Source organism: Curtobacterium sp. WHRI 8282 (assembly GCF_040223925.2).
In the GTDB taxonomy this organism is placed as follows: domain Bacteria; phylum Actinomycetota; class Actinomycetes; order Actinomycetales; family Microbacteriaceae; genus Curtobacterium; species Curtobacterium flaccumfaciens.
In genome coordinates this window covers 697,133-714,267 of the sequence record NZ_JBEHCD020000002.1, presented here as the reverse complement: position 1 = coordinate 714,267, position 17,135 = coordinate 697,133, and the positions used below count along the sequence as shown (strand labels likewise).

Genomic DNA, 17,135 nt, shown 5'->3' with positions numbered 1-17,135 from the left:
TCGGGCTGGTAGTGTTGGCCTCCTCGCGAGTGTGGTGGAATCGGCAGACACGGGGCACTCAAAATGCTCTGCCTCACGGCGTGCGGGTTCAAGTCCCGCCACTCGTACGAAATAGCTCACGGCGTGCGGGGCAGTTCGGACCCGCGTCCCGCCACTCGTACCAACGATCGATCCGGCGTTCGATCTGCGTGGTCTGGGATACGGCACTTCCGTCGTCTAGTAGGCTTTCGTCCGTGAGTGACACAGAAGCAACAGCACCAGCACCCCGTCGCGTCGTCGTCGCCGAGGACGAGTCGCTCATCCGCCTCGACATCGTGGAGATCCTCCGCGACAACGGGTTCGACGTGGTCGGTGAAGCCGGTGACGGTGAGACCGCCGTCCAGCTCGCGACCGACCTCCGTCCCGACCTCGTCGTGATGGACGTCAAGATGCCCCAGCTCGACGGCATCTCCGCAGCCGAGAAGCTGTCCAAGAACCACATCGCGCCCGTCGTCCTGCTGACCGCGTTCAGCCAGAAGGACCTCGTCGAGCGTGCCACCGAGGCCGGCGCGCTGGCCTACGTGGTCAAGCCCTTCACCCCGAACGACCTGCTCCCCGCGATCGAGATCGCCCTCTCGCGGTACCAGCAGATCATCACGCTCGAAGCCGAGGTCGCCGACCTCGTCGAGCGCTTCGAGACCCGCAAGCTCGTCGACCGCGCCAAGGGCCTGCTGAACGAGAAGATGGGCCTCACCGAGCCCGAGGCGTTCCGCTGGATCCAGAAGGCTTCGATGGACCGCCGCCTGACCATGCACGACGTCGCGAAGGCGATCATCGAGCAGCTCAGCGCCAAGAAGTAGTCCAGCGCTTCACCGTCGCTCACGGAACGCCGCCGGACCCCCTGGGGTCGGCGGCGTTCCTGCGTCCAGGGGCGGGGCGTGTGCCGCGACCACCTGGCAGGCTGGAGACATGGACGACGTGGTGATCCGGGCCTCCCGGCCTGACGACATGCCGGCGGTGGCCGACCTGCGGTGGCGGTGGAGCGTCGACGAGGACGGCCGCACGCCGGTGCAGACGCCGGACGAGTACCGCCGTGCGATGACGGGGTTCGCGGTCGACCACCGGGAATCGCACCGGTGCGTCGTCGCCGAGCGGGACGGTGTGGTGCTCGGCATGGCGTGGTTGGCGATCAACCCGCGACCACCGGCGCCGCACGTCGACGGTGACCGGTTCGCCGCTGAGCTGCAGACGGTCTACGTGCACCCGGAGCTGCGCGGTTCCGGCGTCGCCGGACGGCTCGTCGCGGCCCTGCTCGAGCTCGCCGACGGACTCGGCGTGGAGCGGACGTCGGTGCACTCGAGCGTGGACGGCGAGCGGCTCTACCGGAGGCTCGGGTTCGGCGACGCCCGCCTGTTGCTGCAGCGGCCGCCGGAGGACTGAGTCGTCGGTCCGTCGGTCAGCGACGCTCGCGGATCATGTTCGTGATCCGGACGGTGGAGCACCGGCGACCCTGGTCGTCGGTCAGGACGATCTCGTGGGTGGTGAGCGTGCCGCCCAGGTGGATGGCGGTGCACGTGCCCGTGACGATGCCGCTCGTGGCGCTCCGGGAGTGCGAGGCGCTGAGCTCGATGCCGACGGCGTAGCGGCCGGGCCCGGCGTGCACGTTCGCGGCCATCGAACCGAGGCTCTCCGCGAGGACGACGTAGGCACCGCCGTGCAGCAGGCCGACCGGCTGGCGGTTGCCCTCGACGGGGATCGAACCGACCGCCCGCTCGGCCGAGAGCTCGGTGATGACCATGCCCATCTTCTCGGCCAGCTCGCCCATGCCGCGTTCGTCGATGCGGGGATCGATCGTGGTCGATGTGGTGTCGTCGGTCACGGTCTGCGTCGACCTTCCGTGTCAGCGGGCGTCGGTAGGCTGTCCGGGTGTCGGACTCCGCAAAGCCTACCCTCATGGTCATCGACGGCCACTCGCTCGCCTTCCGGGCCTTCTACGCGCTGCCGGTCGACAGCTTCGTGAACCGCGAGGGGCAGCACACCAACGCGATCCACGGCTTCATCTCGATGCTGCTGATGCTCCTGCAGCGCGAGAAGCCCACCCACCTGGCGGTCGCGTTCGACATCTCCCGGTTCTCGTTCCGCACCCGTGAGTACGCCGAGTACAAGGGCACCCGCTCCGAGACACCGGCCGAGTTCAAGGGGCAGATCCCGCTCCTGCAGCAGGCGCTCGAGGCGATGGGCATCACCACCGTCACGAAAGAGGACTACGAGGCCGACGACATCCTGGCGACCCTCTCCAAGCAGGGTGCCGACCAGGGCTTTACGGTCTACGTGGTCTCCGGCGACCGCGACTCGATCCAGCTCGTCAATGACGACGTCACGCTGCTCTACCCGTCGGTCCGAGGCGTCTCCGAACTCACCCGCTACGACCGCGACAAGGTCTACGAGCGGTACGGCATCGAGCCCCACCAGTACCCGGACATCGCCGCCCTCGTCGGCGAGACCAGCGACAACCTGATCGGCATCGACAAGGTCGGCGAGAAGACCGCGGTCAAGTGGGTGACCCAGTACGGGTCGCTCGACGGCATCCTCGAGCACGCCGACGAGATCAAGGGCGTCGTCGGCAACAACCTGCGCGAGCAGCGGGACCGGGCGATCCGGAACCGCCGGCTCAACCGCCTGGTCACCGACGTCGAGCTGCCCGTCGGTCCCGCCGACGTCGCGCTCCGCCCGGTCGACGAAATCGCGGTGCGCGAGCTCTTCGCCAAGCTGCAGTTCCGCACGCTGCTCGACCGCGTCTTCAAGGTGGCCGGGTCGGGCGACCCGGCCGAGCCGGCGGCCGAGGGCACCGTCACCGACGGCGCGCCGACCCCGCCGCCCGTCAAGACCCTGATCGACGAAGAACTCGGCTACTGGCTCGAGCGCCGCAACGCGACCGAGGCGGCGAACGGCTACGGCGTCGCGGTCGAGGTCATCGACGGACGCCTCAGCGCCATCGGCATCGCGACCCACGACGACGCCGTGCTGGTGCCGGGCGGCAGCGGCGCGAAGGACTACGAGCAGCTCTCGGCCTGGTTCGCCTCCGACACCCCGAAGCACTTCCACGACGCCAAGGCCGCCGTCAAGGCGCTCGGCACCGCCGGCTTCGTCGTGAACGGCATCGCCGGCGACGCCCGGATCATGGGGTGGCTCGCCCAGCCCGGCAAGCAGGGGCAGCCGCTGTCCGACCTCGTCTACCAGGAGCTCGGCGAAGAACTGCCGACGGCCGACCCGAACCAGCTGGTCCCCGAGACCGACCCGGTCAACGTCGGGGTGCACGCGTGGTTCGTGCTCCGCGTCACCACGGCCCTGCGCGCCCGGATCGACGCGTCCTCGCTGAAGGTCCTCGACGACATCGAGCTGCCGCTCGTGTCGGTGCTGGCCGGCATGGAGACCATCGGTGTCGGCATCGACCGCCCGGTGCTCACCGGTCTGTCGAAGGAACTCGGGGAGCGCGCCGCCGAACTCGCGCAGCAGGCCTTCGCCGAGATCGGGCACGAGGTCAACCTCGGGTCGCCGAAGCAGCTGCAGGAAGTCCTGTTCACCGAGCTCGCGATGCCGAAGACCCGCAAGACCAAGACCGGGTTCTCGACCGACGCCGCGAGCCTGGCCGACCTGCAGGAACAGCACCCGCACCCGTTCCTCGGGCTCCTGCTGCAGCACCGCGACGCCACGAAGCTCCGGCAGATCGTCGACACGCTCGACGCCGCCGTGGTCGACGGGCGCATCCACACCCGCTACGAGCAGACCGGTACGAGCACCGGCCGGGTCTCGTCGACCGACCCGAACCTGCAGAACATCCCGGTGAAGACGGCCGTCGGTCGCCGGATCCGGTCGGCGTTCGCGGTCGCCGAGCCGTACACGACGCTCGTGACCGCCGACTACTCGCAGATCGAGATGCGGATCATGGCGCACCTCTCCGGCGACCCGGGGCTCATCCAGGCCTTCAACGAGGGCGAGGACCTGCACCGCTTCGTCGGCGCCCGGGTGTTCGGCGTCGACCCGTCCGAGGTCTCCAACGAGATGCGCACCAAGGTCAAGGCGATGTCCTACGGCCTGGCCTACGGGTTGAGTGCCTTCGGTCTGTCGAAGCAGCTGCGCATCGAGCAGTCCGAGGCCCGAACCCTGATGACCGAGTACTTCGCCCGCTTCGGTGCGGTGCGCGACTACCTGCGCAACGTCGTCGAGCAGGCGCGCGAGGACGGCTACACCGAGACGATCTTCGGTCGCCGTCGCCCGTTCCCCGACCTGAAGAGCCCGAACCGGGTCCTGCGTGAGAACGCCGAACGCGCCGCGCTGAACGCCCCGATCCAGGGTTCGGCCGCCGACATCATCAAGATCGCGATGCTCGGGGTCGCCGACGACCTGCGCGAGGGCGAGCTGCAGTCCCACCTGCTGCTCCAGGTGCACGACGAGCTCATCCTCGAGGTCGCGCCCGGTGAGCAGGAGCGTGTGGAGGAGATCCTCCGCACCCGGATGGGCAGCGCTGCCGAGCTGAGCGTCCCGCTCGACGTCTCGGTCGGCGTGGGGCCGAACTGGGAGAGCGCCGCCCACTGACCCGGGCGACCCGGGGGTCCTGTCGACCCACGGGTCGGTAGGGTCGGGGCATGAGCGAAGAGCGTCCTGTCCGCCAGCCGTCCGCCGTCGACCGCGTCGCCGAGGACTGGGTCACCACCCTCGTCGACCTCGACCCGACGACCGCCACGTACATCGGCGTCCCGGGGCGCACGGGGGAGTACGGCGACACCTCGCCCGCCGGTGCCGCCGCGATGGCCGAGGCCGCGCGCGGTGCGAAGCGTGCGCTCGACGCCGCTCCCGCCGTCGACTCCGTGGACCAGGTGACGAAGGCCGACCTCGGCGCCGAGCTGGACCTGGTGCAGGAGTCGTACGAGCGCAAGCTGCACCTCCGCGACCTCAACGTCATCGCGAGCCCGGCGCAGTCGGTCCGCGAGATCATCGACCTGATGTCGACCGCGACCGAGGGCGACTGGCAGGACATCGCGAGCCGGCTGCACGCGCTGCCGGACGCCCTCGAGGGCATCCGCGAGACCCTGCTCGAGGGCACCCGCGAAGACGTCACCCCGGCCAAGCGCCAGGTCGCCCTGGTCGCCGAGCAGGCAGCGCGGAACGGCGCCGAGGACGGCTTCTTCGCGCGCCTCGCCGAAGGCGCCGCGTTCGACGACGGTTCGCCGGTGCCGGACACGCTCCGCGCCGAGCTCACCCGCGGAGCCCAGGTCGCCTCGGCCGCGTACCGCTCGCTCGGGCAGTTCCTGGAGCACGAGCTGCTGCCGCTCGCCACCCCCGTGGACGCCGTCGGTCGCGAGGCCTACGAGCTGCACTCGCGCCGGTTCCTCGGCGCGGTCGTCGACCTCGACGAGACGTACGAGTGGGGCCTCGAGGAACTCGCGCGCATGCGGGACGAGCAGGAGCGCATCGCCGACCGCATCGAGTCCGGCGCGAGCGTTGCCCGGGCGATCGAGGTGCTCGACACCGACCCGTCCCGGATCCTGCACGGAACCGATGCGCTGCAGCGGTGGATGCAGGAGACGAGTGACGCGTCGATCGCCGCGATGGCCGGGACCTACTTCGACATCCCGGACCCGATCCGTCGCCTGGAGTGCCGGATCGCCCCCACGCAGGAGGGCGGCATCTACTACAGCGGCCCCTCCGACGACTTCTCCCGTGCCGGCCGCATGTGGTGGTCCGTGCCCGAGGGCGTCACCGAGTTCGGCACCTGGCGCGAGAAGACGACGGTCTACCACGAGGGCGTCCCCGGACACCACCTGCAGATCAGCCAGGGCGTCTACAACCGCGGTGAGCTGAACACCTGGCGCCGGCAGCTGTCCGGGTCCTCCGGGCACGTCGAGGGCTGGGCGCTGTACGCCGAGCGGCTGATGGAGCAGCTCGGGTTCCTCGACGACGACGGCGACCGGCTCGGCATGCTCGACGGGCAGCGGATGCGCGCGGCCCGCGTCGTGCTCGACATCGGCGTGCACCTGCAGAAGACGAACCCCGACGGCGGCGGCTGGACGTGGGAGTACGCGCTCGACTTCATGGGGCAGAACGTCAACATGGACCCGGCGTTCGTCCGGTTCGAGGTCGCCCGGTACTTCGGGTGGCCGGGGCAGGCACCCTCGTACAAGGTCGGCCAGCGCGTCTGGGAGTCCATCCGGGACGAGGTCGCCGCGCGCGAGGGAGCCGACTTCGACCTGAAGGCGTTCCACCACCGGGCGCTCTCGCTCGGCAGCATCGGCCTCGACACCCTCCGGACCGCGCTGGTCGGGTGACGCGCCGTCGACACGCCCGGTTGTGGGGCCTCCGCCGGTGCGGTTAGACTTGTGCGGCGCAATCCGCGCCAATCAATCAATCGCCACGGCGGTGCACCACGGGGGCCGAGTCCCCGCACGCCATGGCCCGACTCATGTCCGTTCGGAGCAATCTCTACATGACAACCACTACGACCAAGGCTCCTAAGCAGGTCGCCATCAACGACATCGGTTCGGCTGATGACTTCCTGGCCGAGGTCGAGAAGACCCTGAAGTTCTTCAACGACGGTGATCTCATCTCCGGCACCGTCGTGAAGATCGACCGCGACGAGGTCCTCCTCGACGTCGGTTACAAGACCGAGGGTGTCATCCCCTCGCGCGAGCTCTCGATCAAGCACGACGTCGACCCCAACGAGGTCGTCGAGGTCGGCGACGAGGTCGAGGCCCTGGTTCTCCAGAAGGAGGACAAGGAAGGCCGCCTCATCCTGTCGAAGAAGCGTGCGCAGTACGAGCGTGCGTGGGGCGACGTCGAGAAGATCAAGGAGTCCGACGGCGTCGTGACCGGGACGGTCATCGAGGTCGTCAAGGGTGGTCTCATCGTCGACATCGGCCTCCGTGGCTTCCTCCCCGCATCGCTCATCGAGCTCCGTCGTGTCCGCGACCTCACGCCGTACCTCGGCCAGGAGATCGAGGCCAAGATCCTAGAGCTCGACAAGAACCGCAACAACGTGGTCCTGTCGCGCCGTGCGCTCCTCGAGCAGACGCAGTCCGAGTCCCGGACGACGTTCCTCAACAACCTCCACAAGGGCCAGGTCCGCAAGGGCATCGTGTCCTCGATCGTCAACTTCGGTGCGTTCGTGGACCTCGGCGGCGTCGACGGTCTCGTCCACGTCTCCGAGCTCAGCTGGAAGCACATCGAGCACGCCAGCGAGGTCGTCGAGGTCGGTCAGGAAGTCACCGTCGAGATCCTCGAGGTCGACCTGGACCGCGAGCGCGTGTCGCTCTCGCTCAAGGCGACGCAGGAGGACCCGTGGCAGGTCTTCGCCCGCACCCACGCGATCGGTCAGATCGCACCGGGCAAGGTCACGAAGCTCGTCCCGTTCGGTGCCTTCGTCCGCGTTGCCGACGGCATCGAGGGTCTCGTGCACATCTCGGAGCTCTCGAACAAGCACGTCGAGCTCGCCGAGCAGGTCGTGTCGGTCAACGACGAGGTCTTCGTCAAGATCATCGACATCGACCTCGACCGTCGCCGCATCTCGCTCAGCCTCAAGCAGGCGAACGAGGGCGTGGACCCGGAGAGCGACGAGTTCGACCCGGCGCTCTACGGCATGCCGACCGAGTACGACGACAAGGGTGACTACAAGTACCCCGAGGGCTTCGACCCGGAGACCAACGAGTGGCTCGAGGGCTACGACACGCAGCGCACCGAGTGGGAGGGCCAGTACGCGGCCGCCCAGGCGCGTTGGGAAGCCCACAAGGCGCAGGTCGCGAAGACCATCGCCGACGAGGCGCAGGGTGGCTTCGACCTCCCGGCCACGGCTTCCTCGTCGTCGTCGACCTCGTCGTTCGCCGGCGAGACGGGTGGCGCAAGCCCCCTGGCCGACGACGCGTCGCTCGCTGCACTCCGCGAGAAGCTCAGCTCGACCAACAACTGATCGAGCGGTTCGTCACGACCGGAAGCCCGGCACCCCTGACAGGGTGCCGGGCTTCCGGCGTTTCCGGGCATCGGGGTCGTTACCCTGTGGCCGTGCACATCATCGGACTCACGGGCGGCATCGCCGCGGGCAAGTCGACCGTCTCCCGGCGCTGGACCGAGCACGGGGCCGTCGTGGTCGACGCCGACCGACTCGCACGGGATGCCGTGGCACCGGGCAGCCCGGGCCTGGCGCAGGTCGCCGAGCGGTTCGGACCGTCGGTGATCGCCGCCGACGGTTCCCTCGACCGGCCGGCGCTCGGGTCGATCGTGTTCGCGGACCCCGCGGCGCGGAAGGACCTCGAAGCCATCACGCACCCCGAGGTCTGGCGGCTCGCGCAGCAGGCGTTCGACGCCGCCGAGGCCGCCGACCCCGACGCCGTGGTGGTCTACGACGTGCCGTTGCTCGCCGAGGCCCGCGGCTCGCGCCCGCTCCGGTTCGACGCGGTCGTGGTGGTCGACGCCCCCGCGGCGCAGCGCATCGAACGGCTCGTCGAGCACCGCGGGATGGCCCGTGACGAGGCCGAGCGTCGCGTCGCCGCCCAGGCGAGCGATGCCGAGCGTCTCGCCCTCGCCGACCACGTCGTCGACGCCACCGGGACGCTCGAGCAGACGATACGCTCCGCTGACGAGGTGTGGGCGCGGATCACGGCATGAGTCACCGTCTGCTGCTGGTCCTCGCCGCGATCGTCCTCGTGGCGATCGGGGCCGGTTCGCTCGTCGCCGCGAACGTCCTCGGTGCCCAGCGTGTGGCGGACAACGGCCGGGTCGCGGTCCACGAGCGGCCGTCGGGTGACGAACACGGGCCTGACGGCGAGTTCCACCGGTTCCGGCTCGGCACGGTGAACGGTGAGCGGCTCACCCCGAACCGCGACGACTTCGCCGCGCGCACGTCGGCCGACGGTCCGCTCCTGTTGTTCCTGCCCGCGACCCGGGCCCGTCCGGCCGAGTACCAGCGGTTCCTGGCGGCCGCGTTGGCCGACGGCTACCACGTGCTCGGCCTCGACTACTGGAACCTCGGTCGTACGCTGTCCGGCACGTGCGAGGCGGACGCGCGCTGCTACGGCATGGTCCAACGGAACCGCTTCGACGGCACCCGGCCGTCGGAGTTCAGCGCGGTCAGTCCGGCCGGGTCCATCGTCTCGCGCTTCCGTGACGCCGTCGCGTACCTCGACGACCACGACCCCGACGGCGGCTGGGGGCGGTTCGTCCAGGGCGACGACCGCATCGTCTGGAACGACGTCGTCGTGGCCGGACACTCGCAGGGCGGCGGAGAGGCCGCGTACATCGCGCACATCCGCAGTGTCCACGGCGCGCTGATGTTCTCCTCGCCCGTCGAGTCCCGCGGGCCGTCGCACGCAGCGTGGATGGACCGCCCTGGCCGGACACCGGTCGACCGGATGTACGCCATCGACGACGTCCGTGACACGTTCGGCCCCCGCATCACCGGTTCGTGGGACGTCCTCGGGCTGAGTGGCGTGTCCGGGCCGTTCGAGACGGACACCACCCCGCCCGTCGCCGGCGCGGACCCGCACGCGATCCTCACCGACCTCGGCGGCGACGGCAAGGCGCACTCCCTGATCATCAAGGACTCGACACCGCTCACCCGTGACGGCGTTCCCCGGATGCTCCCGCTCTGGCAGTGGATGCTGCACCGGTTCTCCACAGATCCCGCTCTTCCCTCCGACCGCTCATAGGGTCGCGCAATAGCCTTTCCGCGTGCAGCCCGTTCGCGATGAACCCGATCTGCGCTCGCTCATCCGGGCCCGTGCGGTCGACGGGGGCGAGCGCCACTTCCTCGAGGACGCTCGCTCCGAGCGCGTCCTGACGTACCGTGCGCTGGACGACGCGGTCACCGCCTGGTCGCGGACCTTCGACGCGATCGGCATCGCCCCGTCGGGTGCCGTCGTGGTCGACGTGGGCGACCCGCTCGGGTTCACGGTCGTGCACCTCAGCGCCGTCGCCGCAGGCCGCCGGGCGATCCCCGTCGAAACCGGCCAGCCGGCCACCGAGCCCGGCCGTCTCGCCGACCTGATCGGCGGCGCGTCCATCGTCGTGTCCGACCGCGCGGTGGACGCGACCGTCCCCGGGGCACCGGCCAGCGGGATCGACCCCGCCACGTTCCTCCCGACCGCCGTCCGTGACGGCGACCTGCCCGCCGACAGCCCGCACGCGCCGGGTCAGGGGTCCGTCGTGCTGTTCACCTCCGGGTCGACCGGTACGCCGAAGGGCGTCGAGCTGCCCGAGGCACAGCTGCTGTTCGTCGCGCGGGCCGTCGCGCGGCACAACCGGCTCGTACCGGACGACCGCGGGTTCAACTCGTTGCCGCTGTTCCACGTCAACGCCGAGGTGGTCGGGCTGCTCGCGACGCTCGTCGCCGGCGCGACCCTGGTGCTCGACCGGCGCTTCCGTCGCACCGGGTTCTGGGACCTGCTCGCCGAACGACGGATCACCTGGCTGAACGCCGTCGCGGCCGTCCTGGCCGTGCTGGCGAAGACCGGGCCGCTCGAGTTCCCGTCGGGCCTGCGGTTCGTGCGCAGCGCGTCGGCGCCGCTGCCCGATCCCGTGCGCGCCGCCCTCGGCGACGTGCCGCTCGTCGTGAGCTGGGGCATGACCGAGGGTGCCTCGCAGATCACGGCGACCCCGCTGGACGAACCGGCCCGGCCGGGGACCGTCGGGGTACCGGTCGGGTCCGAGGTGCAGGTCCGCGGCGAGGACGGCTCGCTCCTGGCCGCCGACGAGATCGGCGCCCTGTGGGTGCGTGGTCCGGGGATCGTCCGCGGGTACCTCGGGGGCCGTGCGTCCGAGCGGTTCGACGCCGACGGCTGGCTCCACACCGGTGACGTCGGCTCCCTGAGCGCGGACGGCTGGGTGTCCCTGGCCGGGCGTTCCGACGACGTCATCAACCGCGGTGGCGAGAAGGTCTACCCGTCCGAGGTCGAGGACGTCCTGCTCGGCGATCCACGTGTGCTCGAGGCGGTCGTCGTCGGCCGCCCCGACGACGTGCTCGGTGCGGTCCCCATCGCCTACGTGATCCCGCAGCCCGACGAACCCGTCGACCACGCAGCCCTCGTGGCTGATCTCGTGGCCCGGGCGGAGGCGCACCTGACGCGGTTCCGCCGACCGGTCGAGGTCATCGTCGTGCCCGACCTGCCGCGTGCACCCACCGGCAAGGTGCAGCGTGCGAAGGTCCGGACCATGGCCCGACCCTCGTGAACCGACCAGCACGCGTGTCCCCGGCGTCGATCGGCGCTGAGCCGGGGGTGCAGACGCCGACGCGCACGGCGGAGGGCAAGCCCCGGCACCTGTACGAGGTCGACGTGCTCCGCATCCTCACGTTCGCGTGCGTGATCGGGGTGCACACCACGAGCCACACCGCCGCCGCCGACGACGTCGGGCTGAACGCGCTGCTCGCACCGCTGCACTTCACCCGGCTGGTCTTCTTCTCGCTGACCGCGTTCGTGCTCGTGTACAGCTACACGTTGCGGCCGCGGCCGATGGCGCAGTTCTGGCCGAAGCGGTTCCTGCTCGTGGGCGTGCCGTACCTGGCGTGGTCGTTCGTGTACGTCGCGGCGGCGTGGCTGCTGAGCCCGACCCGCCGTGGCGACGTCCCGGACCTGGTGCGCACCGCGGCCGAGGGCATCGTCACCGGCACCTCGTGGTACCACCTGTACTTCCTGCTCGTGACGATGCAGGTGTACCTGCTCCTGCCGGTGATCGTCTGGCTGGTGCGCCGGACCCGCGGGCACCACGTCACCGTGCTGGTCGTGGCGTTCCTGGTCCAGCTGGTGGTGTTCGCCGGGTACAAGTACTTCCCGGCGAGCGACGCGTGGATGCAGGGCTACCAGAAGCAGTTCTTCTTCTCGTACGTCTTCTTCATCGTCTCGGGGGCGATCGCCGCCGACCACGCGGACGCGTTCCTGCGGTTCATCCGGGTCCACCGGCGTTCGGTGCTGTGGGCCTTCGCCGGCGTCGGTGGACTCACCCTCGGCGTGTGGGCGCTGCAGGTCGGCCTCGGGCAGTCCCTCTACGCCGCGGGGACACCGCTGCAGCCGATCCAGGTGGTCTGGAGCACCGCGGTGTTCGTCGGGTTCCTGGCGATCGGCGCCGCCTGGGCGGACCGCCGGCGACCCGGCAGCCGGACCGCCCGGTTCGTCGACTACGCGTCCGATCGCTCGTTCGGCATCTTCCTGAGCCACCCGTTCGTCATCTGGATCCTGCTCTACGGCGACAGCTGGCTCGAGGCCGTCGTGCCACGGCCGTGGCTCACCCTCGTCACCTACGTGCTCGTTCTGGTGCTGTCCGTCGCGGTGACCGAGCTGTTCCGGCGGACGCCGCTCAGCGTGCCGCTGACCGGCCGGCCGTCGTTGTCCTCGCGGGCGTCGCGAGCAGCGCGGGCGCGTCGTTCCGCAGTCGCGACGGTGCCCCGGCGGTCGCCGGAACCGGTGGATCCGGACGACGCCCTCGTCGGCGAGACCGACGACGTCGGGCGGCGGGCGGCGCGATGAGCGCCGCCTCGCACAAGCCGTGCGGGGCGGTGGACGCGGGGCGGGCGGCCTGGAGGCACGTGGCGGGCCCGACCCGCGCCTCCCGGCCGTCGCGTGCGGACCACCAGGGCCGGCGCACGTTCCGCGCGTCGCCCGTCAGGCCGGGTGCTGCTCGGCCTTCGGGGTGCCGATCTCGAGCACGCCGTCGGTGGAGGTCAGCCGCTGCGGCTTCATGAACCAGGCGACGACGGCCGCGGCTCCGAGCAGGACGCAGGAGAGCGCGAAGGGCACCTGCCAGCCCGAGGCGTCGATGAGCAGGCCGAACACGATGGGCGAGACCACACCGGCGATGCCGAACCCGGTGTTCATGAAGCCCGAGGCCGTGCCGGACCACTGCGGCGCGACGTCCATAGGGATCGCCCAGAGGTTGGCGTTGCAGAGTTCGAGGAAGAAGAACGACAGGGCCAGCGAGATCGTCGCGACGAGCAGGCCCTGCCCGATCACGAGTGGGATGAGGCAGAGGAGCGAGCCGCCGAGCCCGATCACCAGGATGGTCCGGCGGGCGTTCCGGGTGTTCCCGCCGCGGTGGATGATGCGGTCGCTGAGCATCCCACCGACCGTGTCCCCGACGACACCGGCCAGCAGGATGAGGGTGGTGAACAGGGCGAAGTCGCCGATCTCCAGGCCGTAGGTGGAGCTGAGGAACGTCGGGAGCCACGTGAGGAACACCCACAGCGTCCAGCCGTACCCGAAGTCGACGAAGGTGACCGGCAGGATCTGCTTCGCCATCTGCCGCCACGGCACCGGGGGACGGGTCGCGCGGGTCTCGACCGGCGGGAGCTCGGCGAGCTCGACCTGCGTGATGCCCTTCGCGGACTCGGGCTTGTCGCGGAACCAGACGAACCAGACGACGGCCCACGCCAGGGACAGCACCGCGGTGGCGAAGAACGCCCAGCGCCAGCTGCCCGTCGCGCCGATCACCCAGGCGACGATGAGCGGCGCCAGGGCGTTGCCGAGCCGTGCCGCCGAGTGGACCACGCCCTGGGCGAAGCCGTTCCGGTCGCGGGGGATCCACCGGCTCATCGCCTGCGTGGCGGTCGGGAACGCGGCGGCCTCGCTCAGCCCGAGCAGGGCCCGTGCGGCGAAGAGGGTCCAGAAGCCGACCGCGAACCCGGTCCAGAGCGTCGCGACGCCCCAGATCACCGTGATGACGAAGAGCGCCCTGCGCGGGCCGAACTTCTCGCTGATCGTGCCGCCGAACACCTGCAGCAGGGCGTACGGCAACGAGAACGCGGAGACGATGAGGCCGGCGGTCGCCTCGTTGAACCCGAACTCCTCGGTGATGTGCGGCAGCGCGGTCGAGATGTTCGTCCGGTCGATGTACGAGATCGCGTACATGCAGCAGAGCAGGACGAGCACGCGCCCGCGGATGCGTCCGCGGAACGGGGTGCCCTTGATCGGTGCGGCCGGGGTCGCCGTGGTCATGAGGCCTCTTCGGGGGAGTGGGAAGGAGTCGGGTGACTGAACGGATCGGACGGTATGCCCGGCCACCATCAGTCGCCTTGGAGCCTGCTTGCAGCGGACAATACGCCGAGGGCGAGCAGGGGCCCTCGGTGTCAGGGGTGCCGACTACCGTTGTCCCCATGGGTGTTGCGATCGAACCGACCCGAGCGGTGCGTCCGTTCGAGGTCATCAGCGAGTACTCGCCGAGTGGCGACCAGCCCGCGGCCATCGCGGAACTCGCCGGGCGGATCAACGCCGGTGAGACCGACGTCGTGCTGCTGGGTGCGACCGGTACCGGCAAGTCGGCGACGACCGCGTGGCTCATCGAGCAGGTGCAGCGGCCGACGCTCGTGCTCGCGCACAACAAGACCCTCGCGGCCCAGCTCGCCAACGAGTTCCGCAGCCTGATGCCGAACAACGCGGTCGAGTACTTCGTCTCGTACTACGACTACTACCAGCCCGAGGCGTACGTCCCGCAGACGGACACCTTCATCGAGAAGGACTCCTCGGTCAACGCCGAGGTCGAACGGCTCCGGCACTCCACGACGAACTCGCTGCTCAGCCGGCGCGACACCGTGGTGGTGTCCACCGTCTCCTGCATCTACGGTCTCGGCACCCCCGAGCAGTACATGAACGCATCGGTCGCGCTCCACGTCGGCCAGACGATCTCGCGCGACCAGCTCGTCCGCAAGTTCGTCGCCATGCAGTACCAGCGCAACGACGTCGACTTCGCCCGGGGCACGTTCCGCGTGCGCGGCGACACCATCGAGATCATCCCGATGTACGAAGAGCACGCGATCCGCATCGAGATGTTCGGCGACGAGATCGAAGCGCTCTCGTCGCTGCACCCCCTCACCGGCAACGTCATCGACGACCTGCCCGCCGTGTCGATCTTCCCGGCTTCGCACTACGTCGCGGACACCGACGTGATGCACCGGGCGATCGCCTCCATCAAGGAAGAACTCGCGGAACGGCTCGCCGAGCTCGAGGGCCAGGGCAAGCTGCTCGAGGCCCAGCGCCTCCGGATGCGCACCACGTTCGACATCGAGATGATGGAGCAGATCGGGTTCTGCTCGGGCATCGAGAACTACTCGCGGCACATGGACGGCCGTGGTCCGGGCGAAGCACCGCACTGCCTCATCGACTACTTCCCCGACGACTTCCTCATCGTGATCGACGAGTCGCACGTCACCGTGCCGCAGATCGGCGCGATGTACGAAGGCGACGCCTCGCGCAAGCGCACCCTCGTCGAGCACGGGTTCCGCCTGCCGAGCGCGATGGACAACCGCCCCCTGAAGTGGGAGGAGTTCCTCGAGCGCGTCGGGCAGAAGGTCTACCTGTCGGCCACCCCCGGGCGCTACGAGCTCGGTGTCACCGACAGCGTGGTCGAGCAGATCATCCGCCCGACCGGCCTGATCGACCCCGAGATCGTGGTCAAGCCGAGCGACGGCCAGATCGACGACCTGCTCGAGGAGATCAAGCAGCGGGTCGAGAAGGACGAGCGCGTCCTCGTCACCACGCTGACCAAGCGCATGGCCGAGGAACTCACCGACTTCCTCGGGAACGCGGGCGTGCGTGTCCGGTACCTGCACTCCGACGTCGACACCCTCAAGCGCGTCGAGCTGCTGACCGAGCTGCGGCAGGGTGTCTACGACGTGCTCGTCGGCATCAACCTGCTGCGCGAGGGCCTCGACCTGCCCGAGGTGTCGCTCGTGGCGATCCTCGATGCCGACAAGGAAGGCTTCCTCCGCTCGTCGACGTCGCTCATCCAGACGATCGGTCGCGCTGCCCGCAACGTGTCGGGCCAGGTGCTCATGTACGCCGACAAGATGACCGACTCGATGAAGACCGCGATCGAGGAGACCGATCGCCGTCGTGAGAAGCAGGTCGCCTACAACCTGGAGCGGGGCATCGACCCCCAGCCGCTGCGCAAGAAGATCGCCGACATCACCGAGGTCCTGCAGCGCGAGAACGACGACACGAAGGCGCTCCTGCAGGGTCGCCCGGGCAGTGACGGCCGTCGGTCGCCCACGCCGAACCTCAAGCGCGGCGGCATCGCGGGCGAGGGCGCGACGCAGCTCGGCGCCACCATCGCCGACCTGAACGACCAGATGCTGCAGGCTGCGGCCGAGCTGAAGTTCGAGCTCGCGGCGCGACTGCGCGACGAGGTGCAGGACCTGAAGAAGGCCCTGCGCCAGATGGAGGCGGCCGGGCATGTCAGCTGACGGCGCCCGCACGGTCGTTGTCACCGGTGCGAGTGCCGGGCTCGGGTACCACGCCGCCGAGCAGCTCGCCGCGGCGGGGCACCGTGTGGTGCTGGCCACGCGCGACCGCCACCGGGCGGAGGCCGCCGAGCGCAGCATCCGGCGGCACGTCGACGGGGCCTCGCTCGCCCACGTCCACCTCGACCTCGCCGACCTCGACTCGGTCGACGCTGCCGCCGACGAACTCGCCGCGCTGGAACCCGGCGGCGTCGACGCGGTCGTGAACAACGCCGGGGTCGTCGGGGCGTCCACGCGGGGGAGCACGGCGCAGGGCACCGAACTGCAGATCGGCACGAACCACCTCGGACACTTCGCGTGGACCGCGCTGGTCCTGCCCCTGCTCGAACGACGAGCCGGCCGGGTCGTGCACCTCGGGTCTATCGCCCACCGGTTCGCCCAGCTCGACGCGACCGATCCGCTCGGGGTCGGTCGGTACTCGAGCCACCGCCAGTACGCCAGGAGCAAGCTCGCGGTGATGCTGTTCGGCTTCGAGCTCGCCGAACGACTGGCCGACTCGGGGTCGTCCGTGTCGAGCGTCGTCGCGCACCCCGGCCTGTCGCTCGACCGACTGTCACCGGCACGCCCGGACGTCAGCCCGACACGACCCGAACCCGAGTGGATCCGCCCGGCACAGCGCATCGTCGCCCAGGGCAAGGACATCGGCGCCCAGCCGCTCGTCCACGCTGCCGTCGGTGCGGACGTGCGCTCCGGGGAGTACTGGGGCCCGGCAGGCTGGATGCAGCTCCGTGGCGCGGCCACGGTGGTCGCGGCCGAACCACGGGCGCACGACAGGACGGTCGCAGCGCAGCTCTGGGCGGCGAGCGAGCGTGCATCCGGTGTCGCGTTCGCTCTCGACGCACTCGTCTGACCCTCCATCCCGGCCGAATGTCGGTGCCGCTTCGTA

General features: G+C 70.1%; 13 protein-coding genes and 1 tRNA gene. 12 read left to right on the top strand and 2 right to left on the bottom strand.

What is annotated here, in order from left to right; genetic code table 11:
* Positions 1–25: 25 nt before the first annotated feature.
* The 3 genes from ABRP24_RS09610 (at position 26) to ABRP24_RS09600 (ending at position 1,419) form a co-directional block, all read left to right on the top strand.
* Positions 26–107, top strand: a tRNA-Leu gene (locus ABRP24_RS09610).
* Positions 108–233: 126 nt separating this feature from the next.
* The gene (locus ABRP24_RS09605) at positions 234–839 is read left to right on the top strand and encodes an ANTAR domain-containing response regulator (RefSeq protein WP_017887240.1); all 606 of its coding nucleotides are present in this window, start codon (positions 234–236) and stop codon (positions 837–839) included.
* Positions 840–948: 109 nt separating this feature from the next.
* A complete protein-coding gene (locus ABRP24_RS09600) occupies positions 949–1,419 on the top strand; it encodes a GNAT family N-acetyltransferase (protein WP_349848579.1) in 471 nt (156 codons plus the stop codon).
* Between the two features lie 16 nt (positions 1,420–1,435).
* Here the strand turns inward: ABRP24_RS09600 and ABRP24_RS09595 are convergent, their stop codons facing one another.
* Positions 1,436–1,804 carry a PaaI family thioesterase gene (locus ABRP24_RS09595; protein WP_051596794.1) on the bottom strand — a complete coding sequence of 123 codons (369 nt, stop codon included), beginning with the start codon at positions 1,802–1,804 and terminating at the stop codon, positions 1,436–1,438.
* A 128-nt stretch (positions 1,805–1,932) separates the two neighbouring features.
* Here ABRP24_RS09595 and polA point away from each other — a divergent pair, with 128 nt between their 5' ends.
* The 7 genes from polA (at position 1,933) to ABRP24_RS09560 (ending at position 12,485) form a co-directional block, all read left to right on the top strand.
* The gene (gene polA, locus ABRP24_RS09590) at positions 1,933–4,575 is read left to right on the top strand and encodes a DNA polymerase I (RefSeq protein ID WP_349848577.1); all 2,643 of its coding nucleotides are present in this window, start codon (positions 1,933–1,935) and stop codon (positions 4,573–4,575) included.
* A gap of 50 nt (positions 4,576–4,625) precedes the next feature.
* Positions 4,626–6,305, top strand: coding sequence for a DUF885 domain-containing protein (locus ABRP24_RS09585; protein ID WP_349848575.1), 1,680 nt, complete (start codon positions 4,626–4,628; stop codon positions 6,303–6,305).
* 158 nt (positions 6,306–6,463) lie between these two features.
* Positions 6,464–7,939 carry a 30S ribosomal protein S1 gene (rpsA, locus tag ABRP24_RS09580; protein ID WP_027465699.1) on the top strand — a complete coding sequence of 492 codons (1,476 nt, stop codon included), beginning with the start codon at positions 6,464–6,466 and terminating at the stop codon, positions 7,937–7,939.
* A 92-nt stretch (positions 7,940–8,031) separates the two neighbouring features.
* Positions 8,032–8,634 carry a dephospho-CoA kinase gene (coaE, locus tag ABRP24_RS09575; RefSeq protein ID WP_138803559.1) on the top strand — a complete coding sequence of 201 codons (603 nt, stop codon included), beginning with the start codon at positions 8,032–8,034 and terminating at the stop codon, positions 8,632–8,634.
* On the top strand, positions 8,631–9,674 hold the full coding sequence (locus ABRP24_RS09570) for a hypothetical protein (protein ID WP_349848573.1): 1,044 nt from the start codon (positions 8,631–8,633) through the stop codon (positions 9,672–9,674). The genes coaE and ABRP24_RS09570 overlap by 4 nt, the downstream gene beginning before the upstream one ends.
* A 22-nt stretch (positions 9,675–9,696) precedes the next feature.
* Complete coding sequence (locus ABRP24_RS09565; RefSeq protein ID WP_349848571.1) at positions 9,697–11,193, top strand: AMP-binding protein; 1,497 nt, start codon at positions 9,697–9,699, stop codon at positions 11,191–11,193.
* Complete coding sequence (locus ABRP24_RS09560; protein ID WP_349848569.1) at positions 11,190–12,485, top strand: acyltransferase; 1,296 nt, start codon at positions 11,190–11,192, stop codon at positions 12,483–12,485. The genes ABRP24_RS09565 and ABRP24_RS09560 overlap by 4 nt, the downstream gene beginning before the upstream one ends.
* A gap of 135 nt (positions 12,486–12,620) precedes the next feature.
* On the opposite strand, the gene ABRP24_RS09555 is transcribed toward ABRP24_RS09560, so the two are convergent.
* Positions 12,621–13,949, bottom strand: a complete 1,329-nt coding sequence (locus tag ABRP24_RS09555; RefSeq protein WP_349848567.1) for an MFS transporter — start codon at positions 13,947–13,949, stop codon at positions 12,621–12,623.
* Between the two features lie 170 nt (positions 13,950–14,119).
* On the opposite strand from ABRP24_RS09555, the gene uvrB reads away from it, so the two are divergent.
* Together uvrB and ABRP24_RS09545 are read left to right on the top strand one after the other, a co-directional pair.
* Entirely contained in the window at positions 14,120–16,192 is a 2,073-nt protein-coding gene (gene uvrB, locus ABRP24_RS09550; protein WP_138804005.1) for an excinuclease ABC subunit UvrB, read from the top strand.
* Positions 16,182–17,099 (top strand): SDR family NAD(P)-dependent oxidoreductase, encoded by a 918-nt coding sequence (locus ABRP24_RS09545; RefSeq protein ID WP_138803554.1) that lies wholly within the window; start codon positions 16,182–16,184, stop codon positions 17,097–17,099. Before uvrB ends, ABRP24_RS09545 begins: the two co-directional genes overlap by 11 nt.
* The last annotated feature ends 36 nt before the right edge of the window (positions 17,100–17,135 follow it).

Coding starts and splice junctions, on each gene's coding strand:
- ABRP24_RS09595 (WP_051596794.1), bottom strand. CDS start 1,804: ATGGGCGAGCTGGCCGAGAAGATGGGCATGGTCATCACCGAGCTCTCG.
- ABRP24_RS09545 (WP_138803554.1), top strand. CDS start 16,182: ATGTCAGCTGACGGCGCCCGCACGGTCGTTGTCACCGGTGCGAGTGCC.
- ABRP24_RS09570 (WP_349848573.1), top strand. CDS start 8,631: ATGAGTCACCGTCTGCTGCTGGTCCTCGCCGCGATCGTCCTCGTGGCG.
- rpsA (WP_027465699.1), top strand. CDS start 6,464: ATGACAACCACTACGACCAAGGCTCCTAAGCAGGTCGCCATCAACGAC.
- ABRP24_RS09600 (WP_349848579.1), top strand. CDS start 949: ATGGACGACGTGGTGATCCGGGCCTCCCGGCCTGACGACATGCCGGCG.
- ABRP24_RS09555 (WP_349848567.1), bottom strand. CDS start 13,949: ATGACCACGGCGACCCCGGCCGCACCGATCAAGGGCACCCCGTTCCGC.
- polA (WP_349848577.1), top strand. CDS start 1,933: ATGGTCATCGACGGCCACTCGCTCGCCTTCCGGGCCTTCTACGCGCTG.
- ABRP24_RS09585 (WP_349848575.1), top strand. CDS start 4,626: ATGAGCGAAGAGCGTCCTGTCCGCCAGCCGTCCGCCGTCGACCGCGTC.